The sequence below is a fragment of the Paraburkholderia tropica genome, from assembly GCF_014171495.1.
Classification (GTDB): Bacteria; Pseudomonadota; Gammaproteobacteria; order Burkholderiales; family Burkholderiaceae; genus Paraburkholderia; species Paraburkholderia tropica.
In genome coordinates, this window is the sequence record NZ_CP049137.1 from 499,267 (window position 1) to 520,510 (window position 21,244).

Consider the following 21,244-nt stretch of genomic DNA (forward strand, 5'->3'; position numbering starts at 1 on the left):
CAACGGTGCAGCGTCAGTTCTTCGCCTGCACGCTGTCCGCCGACCAGCCGCCGCCCAGCACCTTGTACAGCGTGACCTGATTCGACAGCTTCGCCAGCTGATCGGTGACGAGCTGCTCCTGCGCCGTATAGAGCGTGCGCTGCGCGGTCAGCAACGTGAGGAAGCTGTCCGTGCCGGTCTTGAAACGCGCCTGCGCGAGATCGTAGTAATCCTGCGCCGACGTCACGTAATCGCGATCCGCTGCGACTTGATCGACATAGGTCGCGCGGCCCGCCAGCGCATTCGCCACTTCCTTGAACGCGGTCTGAATGGCCTTTTCGTAGTCGGCGATATCGATATCCTTTTCGATCTTCGCGACATCGAGCGACGCCTTGTTGCTGCCGTAATCGAAGATCGGCATCGTAATCGACGGTGCAAAACTCCACGCGCCCGTGCCCGCCTTGAACAGCTGCGAGAGACTCGTGCTCGCCGTGCCCGCCGACGCGGTCAGTTCGATCTTCGGAAAGAACGCCGCGCGCGCCGCGCCGATATTCGCGTTCGCGCCCTTGAGCGTGTGCTCGGCCTCGATGATGTCGGGGCGGCGCGTGAGCAGGTCCGAGGGCGCGCCCGCGTCCACGTCGGCGAACAGCGCGTCGCTGTCGAGCAGCGTGGGGCCGCCGTCCAGATCGTCGGGCAGCGCGCAGCCGATCTGGGCGCTCAGCGTGTTGCGGTCCTGCGCGACCGCGCGCGTGTACGACGCCATGCTCGCCCGCGCGCTCGCCAGCGAAGTCTGCGCCTCGCGCACGTCCTGCAACGACGCGCTGCCGATCTTCATCATGCTGACCGTGAGGTCGTAGGTGCTCTGATCGGCCGCGACGGTATCGGTCGCGACTTTCAGCAGCGCCTCGTCGGATTGCAGTTGCAGGAAGTCGGTCGCCACATCGGCCACCAGCGTCAGCTGCGTGCTGGTGCGCGACGCCTCGCTCGACAGATAGTTCTCCAGCGCCTGGCGCTTGAGACTGCGCAGGCGGCCGAAGAAGTCGATCTCCCACGATGTCGTGCCGACCGACGCGGTATTCGAATGGCTGATCGCGCCGTCGGTGCGCGTGTTGGTGATCGAGCCTCCCGCGTCGATGGTCGGCGCGAGCGCCGCGCGCGTGATGCGGTACTGCGCCTCGTACTCGGCCACCTGGAGCGCCGCCACGCGCAGATCGCGATTGTTGTCGAGCGCGAGCGCGATCAGCTTCTGCAGACGCGGGTCCTTGAAGTAGTCGCGCCAGCCGACATCGGCGGCGAACGGCACGGCAGCGGACGACGTAGCGGGCGCTGAAGCCGACGATGCCGACGATGCGCCCACAGTCTCATACGCGGCCCCGGTCGGCCACGCGGCATCGACCGGCGCGGCGGGCCGCTGATAAGCCGGATCGAGCGAACAGGCGCTCAGTGCAACCGCACAGAGCACGGATAAAAGCTTCAATTTCATTCTGAATCTCCGGCAGTCCCGGCGTGGTCGCCGTTATCGTCGGCATGGCCTTCGCGAGCGTCGCCGTGCTCGTTAAACAGCTTGCGCACGACGATGAAGAACACAGGCACGAAGAAGATCGCCAGCGCGGTGGCCGCGATCATGCCGCCGGCCACGCCGGTGCCGATCGCATGGCGCGCGGCCGAGCCCGCGCCCGTGCTCACCACGAGCGGCAGGACGCCGAACACGAACGCCAGCGAGGTCATGAGAATCGGCCGCAAACGCTGATGCGCCGCTTCGAGCGTGGCCTCGACCAGTCCGCGTCCTTGCGCCTGCAAGTCCTTCGCGAACTCCACGATCAGAATCGCGTTCTTGGTGGCGAGCCCGATGGTCGTCAACAGACCCACCTTGAAGTAGACGTCGTTCGAGAGTCCGCGCAGATGCGCACCGAGCAGCGCGCCGAGCACGCCGATCGGCACCACGAGAATCACCGCGATCGGCACCGACCAGCTTTCGTACAGACCCGCGAGACAGAGGAACACCACGACCAGCGAAATGGCGTACAGATACGTCGCCTGCGAACCCGCGAGCACTTCCTGGAACGACTGTCCGGTCCATTCGATGCCGAAACCGGTCGGCAATTGCTTCGCGACTCTTTCGACGGCCGCCATCGCCTGCCCCGTGCTGACGCCGGCCGCGGGCTGCGCGCTCATCTCCATCGCGAGTTCGCGGTTGTAGCGCTCGATCTGCGGCGGCCCGAAGGTCCAGCGCGTCTTCGCGAACGCGGAGAACGGCACCATCTCGCTGTCGTAGCCCGAGGTGCTGGTGGTCGAACTCGACGTGCTCGACGTCGACGTCGACGAAGAAGAACTCGACGACGATGACGAAGAAGACGACGACGAATCCGCCCGCACATACCACTGCCCCACGTCGTTGGGCATCATGCGATAAGGCGCGTCGGCCTGCACATAGACCTTCTGGATGCGGCCCGTATCGATGTAATTGTTCACGTACGACGAGCCGAACGCGGTCGACAGCGTCGAATCGACATCCGAAATCGACAGGCCGAGCGCGCTCGCTTTTTCACGGTCGATATCGACGTAAAGCTGCGGCGTGTCTTCGAGACCGGCGGCGCGCGTCATCGCGAGCGACGGTTCCTTCGCGGCCAGCGCGATGAACTGATTACGCGCCTTGAGCAGCTTGTCGTGGCCCTGGCCCGCGCGGTCTTCGATCTCGAAGTCGAGACCGCTCTGCGTGCCGAGGCCGTGAATCGCGGGCTCGTTCATCACGAAGACCTGCGCGTCGCGGCGGCCCGCGAACGCCGCGTTCGCGCGATCGATCACCGCCTGCGCGCTGTCGTTCGAGCCGCGCACGCTCCAGTCCTTCAACTGCACGAACGCGAGCGCGTTGTTCTGCCCTTGCCCGTTGAAGCTGAAGCCGTTCACGGCCATCACGTGCGAGACCGCGTTCTGCTTGAGGAAGTATTGCTCGACGGCTTCGACCGTCTTCACCGTCTTCGACGCGGGCGTGCCGACCGGCGCCGAGATCGACACCATGATCGAGCCCTGATCTTCTTCGGGCAGATACGAGGACGGCAGCGTCACATAGAGAATGCCGACCACGCCCGCGATCAGCGCATAGCCCAGCATCCAGCGCATCGGCTTCGAGACCACCCCCGCGAGCGAGGCGCTATAACGCGCATTGCTCTTCGTGAACAGGCGGTTGAACGCGCCGAGCAGGCCGCGCCGTTCGTGATGCTCGACGGCGGACGTCGTCAGCAGACTCGCGCACAGCGCGGGCGTGAGCGTCATCGCCAGCAGCACCGAGAGCACCATCGCCGAGACGATGGTGACCGAGAACTGCCGGTAGATCGCGCCGGTCGAGCCGGAGAAGAACGCCATCGGAATGAACACGGCCGTGAGCACCGTGGTCACGCCCACGAGCGCGCCGGTGATCTGGCCCATGGCCTTCTTCGTCGCGGCCTTCGCGTCGAGTTTCTCCTCGGCCATGATGCGTTCGACGTTTTCCACCACGACGATGGCGTCGTCGACGAGCAGGCCGATCGCCAGCACCATCGCGAACATCGAGAGCACGTTGATCGAGAAGCCGATCGCCGACATCACGCCGAGCGTGCCCAGCAGCGCAACCGGCACGACGATGGTCGGAATCAGCGTCGCGCGCAGATTCTGCAGGAACAGATACATCACGAGGAACACGAGGATCACCGCTTCGAAGAGCGTCTTCATGACCTCCTCGATCGAGATCTTCACGAACGGCGTGGAGTCGTACGGATACGCGATCGCCACGTCCTTCGGCAGTTGCGGCTGCAGTTCGACGAGCTTCGCGCGCACGGCCTTCGCCACCGACATCGCGTTCGCGCCGGTCGAAAGCTTGACCGCCAGCGCCGAGGCCGGCTTGCCGTCAAGGCGCGACGACGTATCGTACGAATCGCCGCCCACTTCCACGCGCGCCACGTCCTTCACGCGCACCTTCGAGCCGTCGCTGTTCACGCGCAGCAGGATGTCGCCGAACTGTTCGGGCGTGGTCAGCAGGCTCGACGAGGAAATCGTCGCGTTGATCGCCTGCGAATCCGTCGCGGGCGCGCCGCCGAGTTCGCCGACCGAGAGCTGCACGTTCTGGTTCGTGACCGCCGTCGTCACGTCGGAGGCCGTGAGGCCGAAGCTGCGCAGCTTGACCGGATCGAGCCAGATGCGCATGGCGTGCTGCGCGCCGAACAGCGTCACGTCGCCCACGCCGTTGATCTGCGTGAGCGGGTCTTCGAGCTGCGAGGCGATCACGTTGCCGAGATCGATGGAATTGAGCGTGCCGCCCGGCGAGGACAGCGCGACGATCATCAGGAAGTCGCTCGACGACTTCGCCACTTCCACGCCCTGCTCCTGCACCGTCTCCGGCAGCGAGGCGCTCGCCTGGGTCACCTTGTTCTGGACCTGCACCTGCGCGATGTCCGGATTGGTGCCGGGCTTGAAGGTCAGCGTGATGGTCGCCTGACCCGCGCCGCTGCTCGTCGACGACATATAGAGCAGATTGTCGATGCCCGAGAGCTTCTGCTCGATCACCTGCGTGACGGTCTTCGCCACGGTGTCGGCGGACGCGCCCGGATAGGTCGCCGTGACCTGCACCGAAGGCGGCGCGATGGTCGGGTACTGCTCGATCGGCAACGTGGTGGTCGCCGCGCCGCCAATCAGCATGATGACGATCGCGATGACCCACGCGAGGATCGGGCGCTGGATGAAGAAACCTGCCATGCGCCCTCCTTACGATGCCGTCGCGGCCGAGCTTGCCGATGCGGCGCGCGCATCTGACGCCGACGTTGCCGCCGAAGCCGAGTCAGCGGCTACATGCACCGCCACGCCGCTCTGCACCTTCTGCAAGCCGTCGACGATCACGCGGTCGCCCGCCTTCAGCCCGCTCGTCACGATCCACTGATCGCCGTACGCGCTATCGGCCTGCACCGACACCTGTTTCGCGTGGCCCGTCGAATCGACGATCCAGACGCTCGCGCCGCCATCCGACGCGCGCGTGACAGCCAGTTGCGGCACCAGCAGCGCGTTCGTGCTCTCGCCTTCGTCGAGCTGCGCGCGCACGAACATGCCCGGCAGCAGTTCGCCTTCGGGGTTCGGGAAGATCGTGCGCAGCGTGACCGAACCGGTGGTCGCATCGACCGTGATGCCCGAGAACTGCAGCACGCCCGGATGCGCGTACGACGTGCCGTCCTCCATCACGAGCTGCACCGCCGCGCCGTTGCCCGCGCGCTTCATGCGGCCCGACGCGAAGGCCTTGCGCAGGCGCAGCCAGTCGGCGCTCGAACGCGTCACGTCGAGATACATCTCGTCGTAAGCGTGGATGGTCGCGAGCGCCGTGGTCTGGTCGGACGTCACCAGCGCGCCCTCGGTCACCGACGACGCGCCAATGCGCCCCGAAATCGGCGCGGTAATGCGCGTGTAGCCGAGGTTGATGCGCGCCGATTCGAGCGAGGCGCGGTCGGCGATCACGTCGGCCTCGTCCTCGCGCACGGCGGCGATGGCGTCGTCGTTGTCCTGCGCGCTCACCGCGTTGATCTTCACGAGTTGCGCGTAACGGTCGGCCTTGGTTTTCGCGGACGCCAGCGTGGCCTCGGCCTTCGCGAGCGTGCCGCGCGCCTGATCGTAAGTCGCCTGGTAGGTGGCGGGGTCGATCTGGTAGAGCACCTGACCGGCCTTCACGTCCGAGCCTTCGACGAACAGACGCTTCTGCACGATGCCGCCGATCTGCGGGCGCACGTCCGACACCTTCAGCGACGACAGCCGCCCGGACAGCTCCGCCGTCATCACGATGCGTTGCGGCGCGAGCGTGCGCACACCGACATCGACGGCCTGAGCGGCGGCCGTGTCGCCGCCATGACGCTGGCAACCGGCGATCGCCAGCACGGACGCGCAAACGAGCGCGGCGGCGAGCCAACGCGGCTGGCGCGCGGCTCCCCGGCTTGAATGTTTGAGTTGCGGCATAGATCCCATCGAATACGTTGAAGCTCCAGACCGGGCGGGGCGCGGAGCGAAACAGCGCGGAAAGATTTCGTAAGGCTGAATGGCGTAGAAATGAAGGCTGCCCGGCGGCGCGCCGAGCACGACCCGCAGCGGTTTTCATCGGAGTACCAAACGATCGGCGGCGTTGCGCCCTCGCGCTCGTGCCGGCGACGGCCGTGCGTTTCACCGCATCGCTGCGGTGCTAGTCTCGCGCGGCACATCGACTTCGTTTGCTTCGCACCGTAGCGAATGACCGCTGCCGGCGTTTCAACCCTGAATTCCAGACTCGCGCTGCAATCCCGAATAACTAAACTGAACGGTATGGTTTATAATTGAACCATTGATCGCTGTCAATCCGATTACAGCTTTCCGGCCTCACGCGAATGTTTCAAATCGTCACTGTCACGGCATTGCGCCGCGAATCGAGAGGCGTGCACGAGAAAGTGTGCAAAGGGCGGGAAGCGGCCAATCGGGAGCGGAGTCCCCATGAGAAAGAAAACGGAAGAAAAGCGCCAATCCATTATCGACGCGGCCCTGGAGGTGTTCCGGGAGGTCGGTTTCGAGCAGGCTTCGATGACGCAGATCGCGACGCGCTCGGGCGCCTCGAAGGCCACGCTCTATAGCTATTTCGACTCGAAAGAGGCGTTATTTGCTGAAACAATGACGAGCCGCGCAAGTTCGGAAATCCGCCAGGCGTTCGATCGCCTGACGCTCGACGTGCCGCTGCGCGAGTCGCTGACCGCGTTCGGTCTGCACTATCTCGGTGCCGTGCTGCAACCGTCGTTTCTGTCGACGCGCCGTCTGTGCGTGCAGGAAGTCGACCGCTCGAACGTAGGCCGGGTGCTCTACGAGACCGGCCCGCAGCAAGGTCTGATGCATGTGCGCGACTTTCTCGCGAGCGCCATCGAGGCGCGCACGATCCGCCCGTGCGAGCCGGAAGTCGCCGCGCGCCATCTGCTCGCGCTGATCGAAGCCGAGCTGGTCGAACTCGCGCTGCTCGGCTACGAAGTGAAGACGTCGCGCGCGAAACTCACGCCGGTCGTAAACCGCGCCGTGGATGTGTTTGTCGCCGCTTATGCGGCAGGCGCGCCAGCGGCGAAATGAGCGCGGCGCGCGACGCGCGCGGTGAACGTCCGCAGTGAACGTCAGAACACGTGCTGGATGCCCGCGTAGACGCCCGTCTGCGAGGCGCCCGCAATCGGATTGCCGCTCGCCGCGCCCGTGCCCGCCGCGTTGGCATTGAGCGAGAAGTTCGCGCCGCTGCTGTTGCGCACGCTGGCCGCCTGGAAATCGAGCAGCGTGCGCGTGGAGAGGTTGTACGAGCCGCCGAGCGTATAGATCGTCGCGTTGCCGCCGCCCTTGTTCGCGTTGACGTGATAGACCGCCGCGATCAACGCGGCCGCCGGGGAAATGCGCCACGTCACGCCGCCCCATTCGTGATCGAGCGTCGTGGGCGCAACGCCCGCCGTCGCGCTGCCGCCCGAGGTGCGAATCGCCTGATACGCGCCCTGAATCTTGAATGGCCCGAGGAACACATTGAGCGCCGCCGTGTATTCGCGCGAGGCCGTAAAGGGATCGTCGAATTGTCCGTTGGCGGGATCACGAATTTCATCGTAGATCGCCCGCGCCTGGAATAACGCCGACGTATAGGTCAATTGCGCGCCCGCCTCGCGGCCTTGCGCCGTCGTGCCATTGCCGTTCCAGTTCGTCGCGTTGGACAGCGCATATTGGCCGTAGAAGTCGAAGCCCGCGTATTTCGGCGTCTGATACGAAATCGTATTGCTCGACGACGGCCAGTTTCTGCCGCGCACAAGCGAGCCCGACGACCACGCCGATTGTCCGAACGGATCGAAATCCCACACGCCGTTGGCAATGAAGAACTGACGTCCGAGCAGCAGCGTGCCGTAGCGATCGCTGCCGAGCCCCACGAACGCGAGACGATTGAACAGTTGACCGTCGCCGGCGCCCGCGCCGTTCGTCACGTTCAGCGCGCCTTCGAGCTGGAAGAGCGTCCTCAGTCCGCCGCCCAGATCCTCCACGCCTTTGAGCCCCCACATGCTCGCGCTCCAGTCGCCATTCTCGGCACGCCAGCGCGACGCGCTGCCGCTATTCGTGGGCACGCCGCTCATATATTCGATACCCGTATCGAGGCGGCCATACAAGGTCACGCTGCTTTGCGCCTGCGCGGCGCTCGTTGCCATCAGCGTCGTGAGCGTCGTCAACGACGCCGCCATCCAAATCGTGCGATTCAAATCCAGGACTCCTGTCGATCAGTTTCGTTGGGTGAAGCCGAAAAAACGACAGGATTGTTCAGTGAAAACCGACAAGCGGCAAAGCAGCAAATCTCCGAATCAAATGAATGCATTCGTGCTTCGCAAAGCAGAGTTGAGAACCGCGGGTTTGAACAATTCATGTGATTGCGATAGCAACCTTCTCGCGCGTACGAACGCGAATTCCTCCGCGTTTTAAGGCACCTTCTCCGCTCGCTTCACAGTGGAAAAATTTCGTAATGCCATGCTCGTCTGCGCCAGCGCATCGCGTGATTTCAATTGATCGCGTTATCACAAACCCGCAACGCGAGCCAAGCGCCGATATCTCTTTAGCTTTTCAGAAATCGGCGGTTTTGAATTAATCGTTCGCTGAACATAATGGTTGATCCAGCCGGCAACGCGGCTTTGATGCCGGCGATTCCCACGTTCAATCTGCCGTTCCCGGCGCTGCCCTGGAGATATCGACATGCAAGCGGATCTTTCCGTCGCCGCGACCGCCGTCCGGCCGGCTTCATTGGCGCATTGACATGCATTCCTTCATCGCCCTCATCGATTACGCGCTGCTCGGGCTCAGCACGGGCGGCGCATATGCGCTCGTTGCGCTCGGACTCGTGGCCGTCTATCGCGGCACCGGCGTGGTCAACTTCGCGCAAGGCGGCATCGGCATGGCCTCCGCCTACGCGTTCTGGAAACTGCATGCGCACGCGGGCGTACCGCTGTGGCCCGCGATCGGCCTCGGCATCGCGGCGGGCGTGACGATCAGCATCGCGTTTTACGCCTTCGTCGGGCGGCGTCTCGTGGGTGCGTCGACCACCACGAAAACGCTCGTCACGCTCGGTCTGCTGCTGATGCTCGAAGCGGCCGTGCGCATCGTCTGGACCAATCAGCAGGAGCGCGTGGACAGCTTTCTCGTCTCGGGCGGCACCACGCTGTTCGGCGCGCACGTGCAATATCTCGCGCTGGTGCTGCTGGCCACGGCAATCGCGCTGACCGTGCTGCTCACGCTGCTGTTCGAGCGCACGCGCTTCGGCCACGCCACCACGGCGCTACAGGACAGTCCGCTCGGCGCCCAGGCGCTCGGCTATTCGCCGCATCCGTGGGGCGCAGCCGCGTGGGGCATCAGCGGGCTGCTCGCGGCGCTCGCGGGCATTCTGCTTTCGCCGATCACCGCGCTCAGCCCGAATTCGCTGAGCAGCCTCGTGATTCCCGCGCTGGGCGCGGCGCTGATCGCGGGCTTCCGGCGCTTCGGCGTCGCGCTCGTGGTGGCGCTCGCGGCGGGTGTGGCCGAATCGCTCGCCATCGGTCTGTCGATCGAGCCCGGACTCGGCAAGTCGATCCCCTATCTCGTCACGCTCGTCGCGCTCGTGGTGAGCGGGCGCAATCTGCCGGGACGCGGCACCTTCGACACGCCGCGCCTCTTTCGCGTCGGCAGCGGCCGCGTGAGCCCGTTCGGTCTCGCACTCGCCGCCGCCACGCTCGCGACGCTCGTCTACGCACTGCCCGATTACTGGTCCGACACGCTCGCGCTCACCGCGATTTTCGCGCTGATCGGCCTCGCGGTCGTGGTCTCCACCGGCTACGCGGGCCAGGTGAGCCTGCTGCCGCTTGGGCTCGCGGGCGCGTCGGTGCTGTTCGCAGGCTGGCTCGGACAACACGGCGCGCCGTTTGGCGCGACGCTCGCGGGCACCGCGCTCGCAGCGGGCGCGGCGGGCTTCGCCATCGGTTTGCCGAGCGCGCGTCTGCGCGGCATCGGCCTGACGATCGCCACGCTCGCCCTCGCCGCCATCCTCGAAACGTGGGTCTTTACGTCCGACCGTTTCGTCAACGGCGTGCAAGGCTGGCGTCTCGGCGATGTCACGCTGTTCGGCGTCTCGTTCGACAACGCGCTCGATCCGCGCCGCTTCGCGCTGCTCGCGTGGACCGTGACCGCGCTGGCCGCGCTCGCCGTGGCCGCCTTGCGACGCAGCCGCGCGGGCCGCCGCATTCTCGCGACGCGCTCGAACGAACGCGCCGCCGCCGCGTGCGGCGTGGCCGTGCCGCACGCGAAGATCGCGGCCTTCGTGCTTTCGGCCGCGCTCGCCGGACTCGCGGGCGCGCTGCTCGCGGCGCAGAGCGGCACGGTCGGCGGCCAGCGCTTCGGCGAAGGTTATGCATGGGCCGATTCGCTCGCGGTGCTCAGCATGGCCGTGCTCTCGGGCGCAGGCTATCTGTTCGGCGGCGTGCTCGCGGGCGTGTTCGCGCCGGGCGGCGCGCTCGCGCAACTGCTCTCGTTCGGCGGCACGATCAACGACTGGGTCGCGCTCGTGCTCGCGCTCAATCTGGTGTTCGTGCTGATCAGCGAACCCGATGGCGTGGTCGCGCAAATCCTGCGCGGCGCGGCGCATCTGCCCGAGACGTGGCGCAAGCCGCTTCGCGCGCTCGTGCAATGGCCGCGACGCGCGAGCCCGTCGCAGACGCTCGATGCGCGCGCGTTGCGCGAGCACCTGAGCGGCGCGCAATCCGATGCCTCGACTACCACCGCGACCGCCGCGCTCGAAGTCGAAGACTTGCGCGTGGCCTACGGCAACACCGTCGTGGTCGATGGCGTGAGCCTGCGCATCGCGCCGGGCGAAGTGCTCGGCGTGCTGGGCGCGAACGGCGCAGGCAAGAGCAGTCTCGTCGATGCGTTGACCGGATTCGTCCCCGCGCGAGCGGGCCGCGTGCGCGTGCAAGGCGTCGACGTCACCGCGCTCGCACCACATGGCCGCGTTGCGCACGGTCTCACGCGCACGTTCCAGGACCATCTGCTGTTCGACGATTTGTCGGTGCGCGAAAACCTCGCAACCGCCGCCGAGCCGAAGGACGCCTGGGCGTGGTTCGCCGCGCCGTTCGGTCTCGCGCCGCGTCGTGCTGCGCATCGCTCGCGGGAGACGGTGCACGCGGCGGCCCAGGCCGCCGGCGTCGTCCACCATCTCGACGCCGCCGCCGACACGCTCTCGCTCGGCTGGCAGGCCCGCGTGACGCTGGCCCGCGCGCTCGCCGCGCGGCCCCGCGTGCTCTGTCTCGACGAGCCCGCCGCCGCGCTGAGTCCCGAGGCGCGCCAGCATGCGATCGGCGTGATCCGGCGCGCGGCGCGCGAACTCGGCGTGGCGATCCTGCTGGTCGAGCACAACATCGACGTCGTGCTCGCCACCTGCGACGCCGCCATCGTCATGGATGCCGGGCGCGTGATCGCACACGGCACGCCCGCCGAGGTGCTGCGCCTGCCCGTCGTGCGCCGCGCCTATCTCGGCGATCCGCTCGATGCGGAGGAGATTGCCGCGATCGAACATGATCAGGATATCGAATCAATCGCGACGAATAAGGTTCGCAAGGGAGCCCTCGCATGAGCACGCCTGTACTGAGTCTGCGCGGGATGCGCGCGGGCTATGGCCGCCGCCAGATCCTGCGCGACGTCACGCTCGACGTGCACGCGGGCCAGATCGTCGCGCTGCTCGGCCGCAACGGCGCGGGCAAGTCGACGACGTTGCTCGCCGTCGCGGGCTTCCTGCCGCAAGTCGAAGGCGAGATCCTGCTCGACGGCCAACCGCTCGCGGGCGCGCCGCATACGCGCGCGCGGCGCGGCACCGGCCTCGTCATCAAGGGTCGCAGCCTGTTTGCCTCGCTCACGGTCGCGGAAAACATGCGCCTCGCCGATCTCGCGCCCGACGCGCTGCTCGATATCTTCCCCGAACTCGAAGCGCGCCTGCACGTGCGCGCCGGACAACTGAGCGGCGGCGAGCAGCAGATGGTGGCTGTGGCGCGTGCGCTGCTGCGCCGTCCGCGCGTGGTGCTGCTCGACGAACTCACGTTCGGCCTGAGCCCCGCGATGGCGCGCCGTCTCGTCGACGCCGTGGTCGAACGCGCGCGTCAGGACGGCACCGCCGTGCTCGCCGTCGAACAGCACATCCATATCGCCGAACGCATGGCGACGCACGCGGCCATCGTGGCCGAAGGCGTCGTGAAGCTGCATCTGCGCCGCGACGAACTGCTCGCGCGCGCCGAGGAAATCGAAGGGATCTATCTCGGTCACGCCGTCGATGTCTGAATCGCGCATCGACGCTCCCTCAACCCGTTCACTCTTATCGTTTCCGCCAGCATGAAATCACGCTTTCCCCGCCCTCGCGCGCTCGCGCTCGCCCTGGGTTTCGCGGCCGCCGCCTTCGGCACCGCCATCGATACGGCCACTGACGCCAACGCCGCCGATCAGCCGCCCGTGCTGGTCGGCTTCATCATCGCGCAGAGCGGCTCGCCGTTCGCCGTGACCGACCCGGGCCGCGTCGCGCAGATCGCCGCGCGCGCCGTCAACGACCAGGGCGGCATTCACGGCCGCAAGCTCGTGGTCGAGATCTGCGATACCAAGGGCCAGCCGGCCGCGAGCCTCGCCTGCGCGCGCCGGCTCGCCGACGAAGGCGCGATCACGCTGATCGGCGGCAGCAGCGCCAACGGCGTCGACAAGATCCTGCGCGCGAAGAACATGGCCGCGTGGTTCCCGATGGGCAGCGACCCGTCCGACGTGCGCAATCCGCTCTCGTTCATCACCGCGCTCAACGCGGCGGGCGCGGCGCAAGGCACGTATCTGGGCGCGAAACGCTTCGGCGCGAAGCGCGCGGTCTATGTCTCGATGCTCGGCAACAAGACCTATCAGCAGACGGCGCGCTTCGGCTACGCGCAGGCGGGCGTGAGCGACGTGCAGATCGTCGAGGTGCCGCCCGCGACCACCGACTTCGCGCCGTACATCGCGAAGATCAAGGCGCTCAAGCCCGATGTCTGGGGCGGCATGCTCTACCCGCCCGAACAGCAGACGCTGCTGGTCGAAGCCGCCGCGCAGCAGGGCCTGACGATTCCGTTCGTGAGCAGCAACAACGTGATCGAGGACGCGACCATCGCCGCGCTCAGCAAAGCGCCGTTCCCGAATTCGCTCGCGCTCGAAAAAGGCGAGGACGCGAAGCGCTTTCCGACCTGGGCCGAATACGAGCGCCAGCTCGCGCAATACGACCCGCATCACGACGTGAAAGGCCCGACCGACGGCTCGACCACGACCGACTGGCTCGCCGTGTGGACCTTCGCGCAGATCGCCCGCAAGCTGCCCAACGTGACCGTCGACAGCTTCCGCAACTACGTCACGAACGACAAGCAGTTCACGACCGACGTGCTGCATCCGATCGACTTCACGGCCGTCGCGCCGGTCGAAGGCATGCCGCGCCAGGAAAACATCTGGGCCTACGCGGGCCACGTGCAGGACGGCCACGAAGTGGTCGACGACGCGGTGCCGTACAGCGCCTGGCAGAAAACGCCGGTGCAGGCCTGGAGCAAACAACAGATCGCGGAGGCAACCGGAAAATGAGCGAATACTCGCATTCGGACGGCGCACGTCGTCCGCTGATTTACAACGCGTTCGCGCACGTCACGCCGAACCATCATAGCCACGGTTTCTGGCGTCATCCCGAGGGTCAGCATCAGCTCGATTTCCACAAGCTCGGACCGTGGATCGAGCTTGCGAAAACGGCCGAGCGCGGCTGCTTCGACGTGGTGTTTCTCGCCGACGTCGCGGGCCTGTATGAAACGTCGAGCGGACAATGGCAGCAGGCCGCGCGCACCGGCATGCAGTTTCCCTCGCACGATCCGGCCGCGCTCGTGTCCGCGCTCGCGGCGGCCACGAACGATATCGGCTTCGCGGTCACGAGTTCGGTGATTCAGGAGCATCCGTTCAGCTTCGCGCGCAAGCTCTCGACGCTCGATCATCTGAGCGAGGGCCGCGTGGCCTGGAACATCGTCACGTCTTATCTCGACAACACCGCGCGCAATTACGGTTTCGACAAATTGCCGCCGCACGACGAGCGCTACGTCTGGGGCGAGGAATACGCCGAGGTGGCGTACAAGCTCTGGGAAGCGAGCTGGGAAGACGGCGCGTGGGTCGCCGACGCCGCGCGCGATACGCTCGTCGATCCCGCGCGCCTGCATGCGATCGATCACGTGGGCGCGCGTTATCGCGTGGCCGGTCCGCATCTCGTGCGGACCTCGCCGCAACGCACGCCGGTGCTGTTTCAGGCGGGCTCGTCGGAAGCGGGCCGCGACTTCGCCGCGCGTCACGCCGAGGTGACGTTCCTGCCCTCGCGCACGCCCGAAAGCGCCGCCAACGATCTCGCCGATCTGCGCCGCCGCGCCGTGGCGGCCGGCCGTCACGCCGAGGATATCCGCGCGATCGTCATGCTCTCGCCCGTGATCGGCAGCACCGAAGCCGAAGCGAAGGCGCGCCGCGCCGAGATCCTCGACTCGTTCAGCCTCGACGCGCTCGCGGTGTTCTGGAGCGGCGGCATCGGCGTCGATCTCACCACCATCGATCCGGCCACGCCGCTCACCGAACTGCGCGAGCAGAACGGCACGCGCGGCAGCGTGCGCGCGTTCATCGACGCCGCGCCGCAAGGCGTGGTCACGTTCGGGGACGCCTTGCGCAAGACCATCTCCGCGCAGTTCGCGGGCACGCCCGAACAGATCGCCGACGAAGTCGAGCGCTGGGCCGCCGCGGGCGTCGCGGGCTTCAACGTCGTGCCGGTCACGACGCTCGGCTGGTGGAGCGAGTTCGTCGATCACGTCGTGCCCGTGCTGCAAAAGCGCGGCCTGATGCAGCGCGAGTACGCGCCCGGCACGTTGCGCGAAAAACTGTTCCGCGACGGCCCGCATCTGCCCGACCGTCATCCGGCGCGACGTCTGCGGCCGTGGGCCGGGAAGCAGGCCGCTGCGCTTTCCGCATCGCTTGCCTGAACTTGCATGAATCACGCACCCAACCGACCGAGGATTTCATCGACATGAGCCAAGACCGCACCGCGCCGCTGCCGCCCGGCATCGTCACCGGCCCCGCCTGGGGCGAGCCGCTGCCCGACACCTACGCGCAAGCCGCCGCGCCGTTCCGGCCGCTGTTCGCGCGCATTCGCGAGCACGCCGCCGCGCGCGAGACCGAACGCAGCTTGCCCTACGAAGCCCTCGAATGGCTGCGCGAGGCGCGCCTCACCGCCGCGCGCGTGCCGCGCGAGCACGGCGGACTCGGCCTGAGCCTGCCGGAATTCTTCGAATTGCTGATCGAATTATCGGAAGCGGAATCGAATCTCACCCAGGCGCTGCGCGCGCATTTCGGTTTCGTCGAGCACATTCTCGCGAGCGATCCCGAGCGTCAGGCGCGCTGGTTCGCGCGTCTCGCGAACGGCGCGATCGCGGGCGCGGCGTGGTCCGAAACCGGCGAGGCGAAGCAGGCGCAGTTCTCGACGCGCCTCACGCGCACCCCCGACGGCTGGCGCTTGAACGGCACGAAGTTCTACACGACGGGCTCGCTGTTCGCCGACTGGATTCACGTCGGCGCGAGCGACGAAAACGGCGAATCCGTTTCGCTGACGATCGACCGGCGCGCGCCGGGCGTGGACGTGATCGACGATTGGGACGGCATGGGCCAGCGCCTCACGGCGAGCGGCACGAGCCGCTTCAGCGACGTGCCGGTCGAAGAACACGAGATCGTCGCCGGGCGCGCGCCCTTCGCGTATTCCGAGGCCTACTATCAGCTCGTGCATCTGGCCACGCTCGCGGGCATCAACCGCGCGGCGGCCAACGAAGCGGCTGCGCTAGTCGCGGCGCGCACGCGCAGTTACAGCCACGCACCGGCCGCGCGTCCCGCCGACGACGCCCAGGTGTTGCAGGTGATCGGCCGCGTGCGCGCGCATGCGTGGACGGCGAGCGCGGCGGTCGCGCAAGCGGCGCGCGCGCTCGAACGCGCCGAGCGCGCCGTGGGCCAGGCGCACGAAGCCGCCGCGATCGCCGAAGCCGAAATCGAAATCTGGCAGGCACAAACCGTGGTGTCGCAACTCGTGCTGGACGCAACGGCGAATGTATTCGACGCGCTTGGCGCATCGGCGACATTGCGCCCGCAGGCGCTCGATCGTCACTGGCGCAACGCGCGCACGATCACGTCGCACAATCCGCGCATCTATAAAGATCGGATCGTGGGCGAGTTCGCGGTGAAGGGCACGCTGCCCGCGGGGCAATGGCGGATCGGCGTCGCCGGTTAAGGTGAACGACACGGCGACGCGGCCTGGGTCGCGCCGCCGTTCGTCATCGAGCCGCAATCAGAAACGCGTGCGCAGCCCCACGGTCGCGACCACCTGCGTCGCGGTCGACGACGCGCCGCCCGCCGTATCGATGAACGCCACGTAGCGATGCCCCGATACGTGCTGATAGATCCCTTCGAGATACACGTCGGTCCGCTTCGAGAACGAATAGACCAGTTGCGCGTCGGCCTGCTGCCACTTCGGATCGCTGCCGTAGGTGCGGCTCTGCGAAACATGGCCGTCGGTGTAAACGTAAGCGAGACCGAGCGAGAGGTGATTCGCGAGCGGATATTGGCCGTTGAGTTCGTAGTTGTCGAAGCGCACGTCGCCGCCCGCCGAGCCGAACGCCGTGCTGCCTTCGAACTCGCTATGCGTGTAGACGAACGCGAGCGATGCGCCGTCCGACGCATAACGAATCGCGCCCGCCGCCACGCGCTGCACCGCCGCCGACAAGGTGAAGCCCCCGACGCCGTTGCCCGACGATTCGCTGACGTCGACCGCGCCCGTGCTCGTGCTGCCCGCGCGGTCGATCTGCAGATAACCCGCGCCCACGCTCAGCGGTCCTTGCGTGTAGCGTGCGCCCGCGCTCCATGCGCGGTTCTCGTTGAAGTCGGTGTCGTTGGAGAATGCGTAGAGACCGCCGAATTGCAGACCCGCGAAATTCGGGCTCGCGTATTTGACGGCGTTGCTGAAGCGCAGCGAATCGGCGAGATTATCGTTGTCGAACGGGTGCGCGAAACTCGTCTTGCCGAACGAACCCGCTTCGGCCGAGAGCGGCGCAACGTAATCGACCACCGAATCGTATTGACGACCCACGGCGGCGAAACCATAGCGGTCGCTCGCGAGACCGACCCACGCTTCGCGGCCGAACAGACGATTGTCCTGGCTGAGCTTGCCGTTCTGCACATTGAAGCCGTTTTCGAGCACGAACAGCGCGGTGACACCGTCGCCGAGCGATTCGCGTCCGCGAATGCCGAAACGGCTGCCGTTGATGTTGCCGCTGGTGGCCTGGACGAGCGCGCCGCTATTGCCGGACTTGCTCACGTTGTTGGTGTACATGAGACCGGCATCGATCATGCCGTAGAGCGTGACCGAGTTCTGGGCGAAGGCGTGCGATGAGAGCAGCGCGGCGGTCAATGCGCCGAGCCATGTTGTAGTTTTCAAGCGAAACCCCTAAAGCGTGTATCAAGCCTTGCGGTGTGCAAGGTCTGATCGATGCTAGGGAGGGGCTATCGCTTTTCTAACGCATCATTTAATCGAAGCTCTTTGCGCGCTTTTTGCAATGCATTTCACGCTGCCGGGATAGCGTTTTTCATGCGTGAAGCGCACTACGTTGCGTGCGCAAAACGCGTTATGCATCAGGCGTTTCGCGGCGCGGCGCAGAACCGAATTCCGCAATGGGCACGCATGTCAATCGCCGCGCGCTCGCGCATTATTCAGCTTCTATCAAGTTTGTTTTCCGCTTTGCATGTGGCGCGATTGAAACGTTGATTGAAACATTGATTGAAACGCCGGACACGCTGATACGTTCAGGCCGTCGCTTCCGCCACCACGCCGCCAACGCTGAGAAAGGCGTCGTCGGGACAAAACACATAACCGTCGCGATAACGCGTCTGAATATATTGACGGCCGCACGGCGACAAGCCCAGCAACTTGCGCAGACGAAACACGATCACGTCGAGACTGCGCGCATGCAATTGCGAATTGCGATCGAGCTGGCTCAGAATGCGCTCGCGCGACAGCGGACGCATGCGGTTCGCGGCGAACACCGTCAGCACCGCCAGCGCGAGCGGCGGCGCGGGAATGCGCGAGCCGTTCTTGAACAGCTGATTGTCGATGGCATCGAGTTCGAAGCCGTCGAATTCGTAGCGCGCCTTTTTCGGCGGCGCATCGGGCAGGTCGATCTTGCAGCGCAGCGCGTGGCGCATGCGTGCGAGCAACTCGCGCGGATCGAACGGATCGACGAGGTAATCGTTGGCGCCCAGTTCGAAGGCCAGCACCTTGTCGGCCACATCGGCGCTTTCGCTCACGATGATCACCGGCACCGCATGCCCGCATTCGCGCAGACTGCGCAGCGCGGCGATGCCGTTGCAGTCGCGCGTGTCGTGACGCATCAGGATCAGCGAGGGCATCTCGCGCGCGAGGCGCTGTTCCAGCCCCTTGGTGCCGTACAGCACCGACATGGTGATCTGCTGACGTTGCAGATAACTGCGCAGATTGTCGCGGTAACCCTCATCGGGTTCCACCACCAGCACATGAATGTCCATCGATCTGTCCCCCACTAGGTGAAGCTGAAAGCAACTGAGGAACCACGCGCTGGGACCCAGCAGCCGCGATTCGACGAGGGTGGATCATACGGAACAAAAGTGCAGGAAAAAGACGGGAAAACTGGAGAAAATGTGAATTCGCATCCTCAATGCGGCGCTTGCTGCCCGCTTCGGGGAAAATAGCGGCTATCGAATCGAATATACCGATTAAGCCAATTACACCGTTCAGACCGTCATTGCGACGGACGCGATCCGGCCTCGCCGATCCGTCCCCGCCAGGCCTCCCATGAAAGCCAGCATCACGTCCAAACTCTTTCTCGCGATTCTTTCGGCCTGCGTCCTGGTCGCCGTGGCGATGGGCGTCGCGATCCGCACGAGTTTCGAGTTCGGCTTCATCGACTTCCTGCAGGAGCAAAGCGCCGCCGACCAGGCCGCGCTGGAGCGCGAACTGGTGGCGGCGTACGCCGAGCACGGCAACTGGGATTTCGCGCGCGCGAAGTATGCGCAGCAGGGGCCGTTCGACGGCGGCCCGCCGCCGGGCGAGCCGCCCGCGCAAGGCGGGCCTGGCGGACCCGGTGGTCCTGACGGCCCCGGCGCGGCCGGTGGCCCTGGCGGCCCGGGCTGGCCGCCGCCCGCCGACTTCCGCGGCAACGCCAGTCGCGATAATCGCGACAACAGCGACAACCGCGGCGCGCCGCCCGGCGGCCCCGATTTCGACGACCACATGCGTCCGCACCGGCCGCCGTTTGCGCTCTACGATGCACACCAGAAGCTCATCGTGAGTTCGGGCCCGCCGGCGCCGCCCGACGCCGAACGCCGTCCGCTCAGATTCAACGGCCAGATCGTCGGCTATGTGGCCGTGGCCAGCCCGATCTCGCTGATCAATCAGGCCGAGAAGCGTTTCAAGAACCGCCAGTTGCAAGCGACGTGGATCATCGTGGGCTTCACGGCGCTGCTGTCCGCGGCCATCTCGATCGTGCTCGCGCGCACGCTGCTCACGCCGATCAAGCGCATCGTCACGGCCACGCACCGGCTCGCGGGCGGCGACTACGCCACGCGCGTGCCGGCCAACGGCAGCGACGAACTGCAAATGCTCGCCAACGACTTCAACCGGCTCGCAGCCTCGCTGGAGAAAGCCGAGGGCGACCGGCGCGATTTCATCGCCGACGTCTCGCACGAATTGCGCACGCCGCTCTCAGTGCTGCGCGGCGAACTCGAAGCCATCGAGGACGGCGTGCGCCGTCCCGACGCGGCCACCATCGCCTCGTTGCAGGCCGAAGTCGCCATGCTGAGCCAGCTGATCGACGACCTCTACGAACTCTCGCTCGCCGACATCGGCCAGCTCTCGTTCGAAACGGTGCCGCTCGACCTCGTGCCGATCGTGGAGGCGTCGTGCGACGCGTTCCGCGAGCGTCTGGCGGCCAAGCAGATCGCGCTCGAATTCGACCCCGGTCCCGGCCACGCCACGCTCTCGGGCGACCCGTACCGTCTCACGCAACTCTGGAAAAACCTGCTGGAAAACGCGCTGCGCTATACGAATGCCGGCGGCCGCGTGGTCGTGGCGATCAGCGCCGACGACGAACACGTGCACGTCGACTTCCAGGATTCGTTCCCGCCCGTGCCCGCCCCGCTGCTGCCGCATCTGTTCGACCGCTTCTTCCGCGTCGATCCTTCGCGCAGCCGGCAAAGCGGCGGCGCGGGCCTCGGTCTCGCGCTCTGCAAACGCATCGTGGAGACCCACGGCGGAACCATCGAGGCGTCGCGCTCGCCCATCGGCGGCCTGCGCGTCCTCGTCCAACTTCCTCGCCTGTACACACAATGATCGAACCGACCACACGGCCTTCCGTCCTGATCGTCGAAGACGAACCCAAGCTCGCGGCCCTGCTCGCCGACTATCTGGCCAAGGAAGATTTCGCGACCCACATCCTCGCGGATGGCCGCGCCGTCGTGCCTTATGTGCGCGAGCACGCGCCCTCGATGGTGCTGCTCGACCTGATGCTGCCTGGCCGCAGCGGACTCGAAGTGTGCCGCGAATTGCGCACGTTTTCGCCGGTGCCGGTGATGATCATCACCGCGCGTGTGGATGAAATCGACCGCCTGCTGGGCCTCGAACTGGGCGCGGACGATTACGTCTGCAAGCCGTTCAGCCCGCGCGAAGTGGTGGCGCGCGTGAAGGCGATCCTGCGCCGCGCGGAACTGTTCGCGCGCGCGCAGCAGGAAGAGACGGGGGACATGCCTTCGCCGTTTTCGATCGACGTGACGCAACATGCGGCTCGGCTCGACGGCAAGGAACTGCATCTCACGCCGATCGAATTCCGCCTGCTCGCGCTGCTGCATGCAGGCGCGGGGCGTATTTACGCGCGCGATTATCTGCTGCGCGCGCTCTATGACGATCATCGCGTGGTCGCCGACCGCACGATCGATTCGCATGTGAAGAATCTGCGCCGCAAGATCCAGGGCATTCGTCCCGATCAGGACATGGTGCGCTCGATTTACGGCGTCGGGTATCGGCTCGAACTGGTGCCGGTGAACGATTGAGTCGCGTGATGCGCGCGATTGATTTGCGCGTTTAATTTGCGCGTTTAATTTGCGCGTTCAATTCAATTTACACGATTGATGCGCACGCATC

Annotated in this window: 14 protein-coding genes; 8 read left to right on the plus strand and 6 right to left on the minus strand. The window is 66.1% G+C overall.

From position 1 onward, the window contains the following. Positions 1–13: 13 nt before the first annotated feature. The 3 genes from G5S35_RS32795 to G5S35_RS32805 are packed head-to-tail and all read right to left on the minus strand — an operon-like array spanning position 14 to position 5,946. Positions 14–1,462, minus strand: coding sequence for an efflux transporter outer membrane subunit (locus G5S35_RS32795; RefSeq protein WP_183040548.1), 1,449 nt, complete (start codon positions 1,460–1,462; stop codon positions 14–16). Next, entirely contained in the window at positions 1,459–4,707 is a 3,249-nt protein-coding gene (locus G5S35_RS32800; RefSeq protein ID WP_183040549.1) for an efflux RND transporter permease subunit, read from the minus strand. Before G5S35_RS32800 ends, G5S35_RS32795 begins: the two co-directional genes overlap by 4 nt. Before the next feature lie 9 nt (positions 4,708–4,716). After that, positions 4,717–5,946 (minus strand): efflux RND transporter periplasmic adaptor subunit, encoded by a 1,230-nt coding sequence (locus G5S35_RS32805; RefSeq protein WP_183040550.1) that lies wholly within the window; start codon positions 5,944–5,946, stop codon positions 4,717–4,719. A 504-nt stretch (positions 5,947–6,450) separates the two neighbouring features. Here G5S35_RS32805 and G5S35_RS32810 point away from each other — a divergent pair. After that, positions 6,451–7,068: a TetR/AcrR family transcriptional regulator gene (locus G5S35_RS32810; RefSeq protein WP_065057826.1), complete on the plus strand. Its 618-nt coding sequence runs from the start codon at positions 6,451–6,453 to the stop codon at positions 7,066–7,068. A gap of 41 nt (positions 7,069–7,109) precedes the next feature. Here G5S35_RS32810 and G5S35_RS32815 read toward each other — a convergent pair whose 3' ends face one another. Next, positions 7,110–8,198 (minus strand): porin, encoded by a 1,089-nt coding sequence (locus tag G5S35_RS32815; RefSeq protein WP_074986631.1) that lies wholly within the window; start codon positions 8,196–8,198, stop codon positions 7,110–7,112. A 563-nt stretch (positions 8,199–8,761) separates the two neighbouring features. On the opposite strand from G5S35_RS32815, the gene G5S35_RS32820 reads away from it, so the two are divergent. Genes G5S35_RS32820 through G5S35_RS32840 form a run of 5 tightly spaced genes read left to right on the plus strand, consistent with a single transcriptional unit; the run spans position 8,762 to position 16,309 of the window. Then, positions 8,762–11,602, plus strand: coding sequence for an ABC transporter permease subunit (locus G5S35_RS32820; protein ID WP_183040551.1), 2,841 nt, complete (start codon positions 8,762–8,764; stop codon positions 11,600–11,602). Continuing rightward, positions 11,599–12,300, plus strand: coding sequence for an ABC transporter ATP-binding protein (locus G5S35_RS32825; protein WP_183040552.1), 702 nt, complete (start codon positions 11,599–11,601; stop codon positions 12,298–12,300). The genes G5S35_RS32820 and G5S35_RS32825 overlap by 4 nt, the downstream gene beginning before the upstream one ends. Before the next feature lie 51 nt (positions 12,301–12,351). Continuing rightward, positions 12,352–13,599, plus strand: a complete 1,248-nt coding sequence (locus G5S35_RS32830; protein ID WP_183040553.1) for an ABC transporter substrate-binding protein — start codon at positions 12,352–12,354, stop codon at positions 13,597–13,599. Then, the gene (locus G5S35_RS32835; protein ID WP_074986585.1) at positions 13,596–15,017 is read left to right on the plus strand and encodes an NtaA/DmoA family FMN-dependent monooxygenase; all 1,422 of its coding nucleotides are present in this window, start codon (positions 13,596–13,598) and stop codon (positions 15,015–15,017) included. The genes G5S35_RS32830 and G5S35_RS32835 overlap by 4 nt, the downstream gene beginning before the upstream one ends. Before the next feature lie 44 nt (positions 15,018–15,061). Continuing rightward, on the plus strand, positions 15,062–16,309 hold the full coding sequence (locus tag G5S35_RS32840; protein WP_176081634.1) for an acyl-CoA dehydrogenase family protein: 1,248 nt from the start codon (positions 15,062–15,064) through the stop codon (positions 16,307–16,309). A 57-nt stretch (positions 16,310–16,366) separates the two neighbouring features. Here G5S35_RS32840 and G5S35_RS32845 read toward each other — a convergent pair whose 3' ends face one another. After that, a complete protein-coding gene (locus G5S35_RS32845) occupies positions 16,367–17,512 on the minus strand; it encodes a porin (protein ID WP_065057821.1) in 1,146 nt (381 codons plus the stop codon). A 365-nt stretch (positions 17,513–17,877) separates the two neighbouring features. Further along, positions 17,878–18,615: a response regulator gene (locus G5S35_RS32850; RefSeq protein WP_065057820.1), complete on the minus strand. Its 738-nt coding sequence runs from the start codon at positions 18,613–18,615 to the stop codon at positions 17,878–17,880. Positions 18,616–18,901: 286 nt separating this feature from the next. On the opposite strand from G5S35_RS32850, the gene G5S35_RS32855 reads away from it, so the two are divergent. Continuing rightward, positions 18,902–20,437: an ATP-binding protein gene (locus G5S35_RS32855; protein ID WP_124261591.1), complete on the plus strand. Its 1,536-nt coding sequence runs from the start codon at positions 18,902–18,904 to the stop codon at positions 20,435–20,437. Continuing rightward, entirely contained in the window at positions 20,434–21,153 is a 720-nt protein-coding gene (locus G5S35_RS32860; protein ID WP_065057818.1) for a response regulator, read from the plus strand. Before G5S35_RS32855 ends, G5S35_RS32860 begins: the two co-directional genes overlap by 4 nt. Positions 21,154–21,244: the final 91 nt, after the last annotated feature.

Excerpts from the sequence above, each read along its gene's own strand:
- G5S35_RS32795 (WP_183040548.1), bottom strand. The coding sequence starts at position 1,462 with ATGAAATTGAAGCTTTTATCCGTGCTCTGTGCGGTTGCACTGAGCGCC.
- G5S35_RS32800 (WP_183040549.1), bottom strand. The coding sequence starts at position 4,707 with ATGGCAGGTTTCTTCATCCAGCGCCCGATCCTCGCGTGGGTCATCGCG.
- G5S35_RS32805 (WP_183040550.1), bottom strand. The coding sequence starts at position 5,946 with ATGCCGCAACTCAAACATTCAAGCCGGGGAGCCGCGCGCCAGCCGCGT.
- G5S35_RS32810 (WP_065057826.1), top strand. The coding sequence starts at position 6,451 with ATGAGAAAGAAAACGGAAGAAAAGCGCCAATCCATTATCGACGCGGCC.
- G5S35_RS32815 (WP_074986631.1), bottom strand. The coding sequence starts at position 8,198 with ATGGCGGCGTCGTTGACGACGCTCACGACGCTGATGGCAACGAGCGCC.
- G5S35_RS32820 (WP_183040551.1), top strand. The coding sequence starts at position 8,762 with ATGCATTCCTTCATCGCCCTCATCGATTACGCGCTGCTCGGGCTCAGC.
- G5S35_RS32825 (WP_183040552.1), top strand. The coding sequence starts at position 11,599 with ATGAGCACGCCTGTACTGAGTCTGCGCGGGATGCGCGCGGGCTATGGC.
- G5S35_RS32830 (WP_183040553.1), top strand. The coding sequence starts at position 12,352 with ATGAAATCACGCTTTCCCCGCCCTCGCGCGCTCGCGCTCGCCCTGGGT.
- G5S35_RS32835 (WP_074986585.1), top strand. The coding sequence starts at position 13,596 with ATGAGCGAATACTCGCATTCGGACGGCGCACGTCGTCCGCTGATTTAC.
- G5S35_RS32840 (WP_176081634.1), top strand. The coding sequence starts at position 15,062 with ATGAGCCAAGACCGCACCGCGCCGCTGCCGCCCGGCATCGTCACCGGC.
- G5S35_RS32850 (WP_065057820.1), bottom strand. The coding sequence starts at position 18,615 with ATGGACATTCATGTGCTGGTGGTGGAACCCGATGAGGGTTACCGCGAC.
- G5S35_RS32855 (WP_124261591.1), top strand. The coding sequence starts at position 18,902 with ATGAAAGCCAGCATCACGTCCAAACTCTTTCTCGCGATTCTTTCGGCC.
- G5S35_RS32860 (WP_065057818.1), top strand. The coding sequence starts at position 20,434 with ATGATCGAACCGACCACACGGCCTTCCGTCCTGATCGTCGAAGACGAA.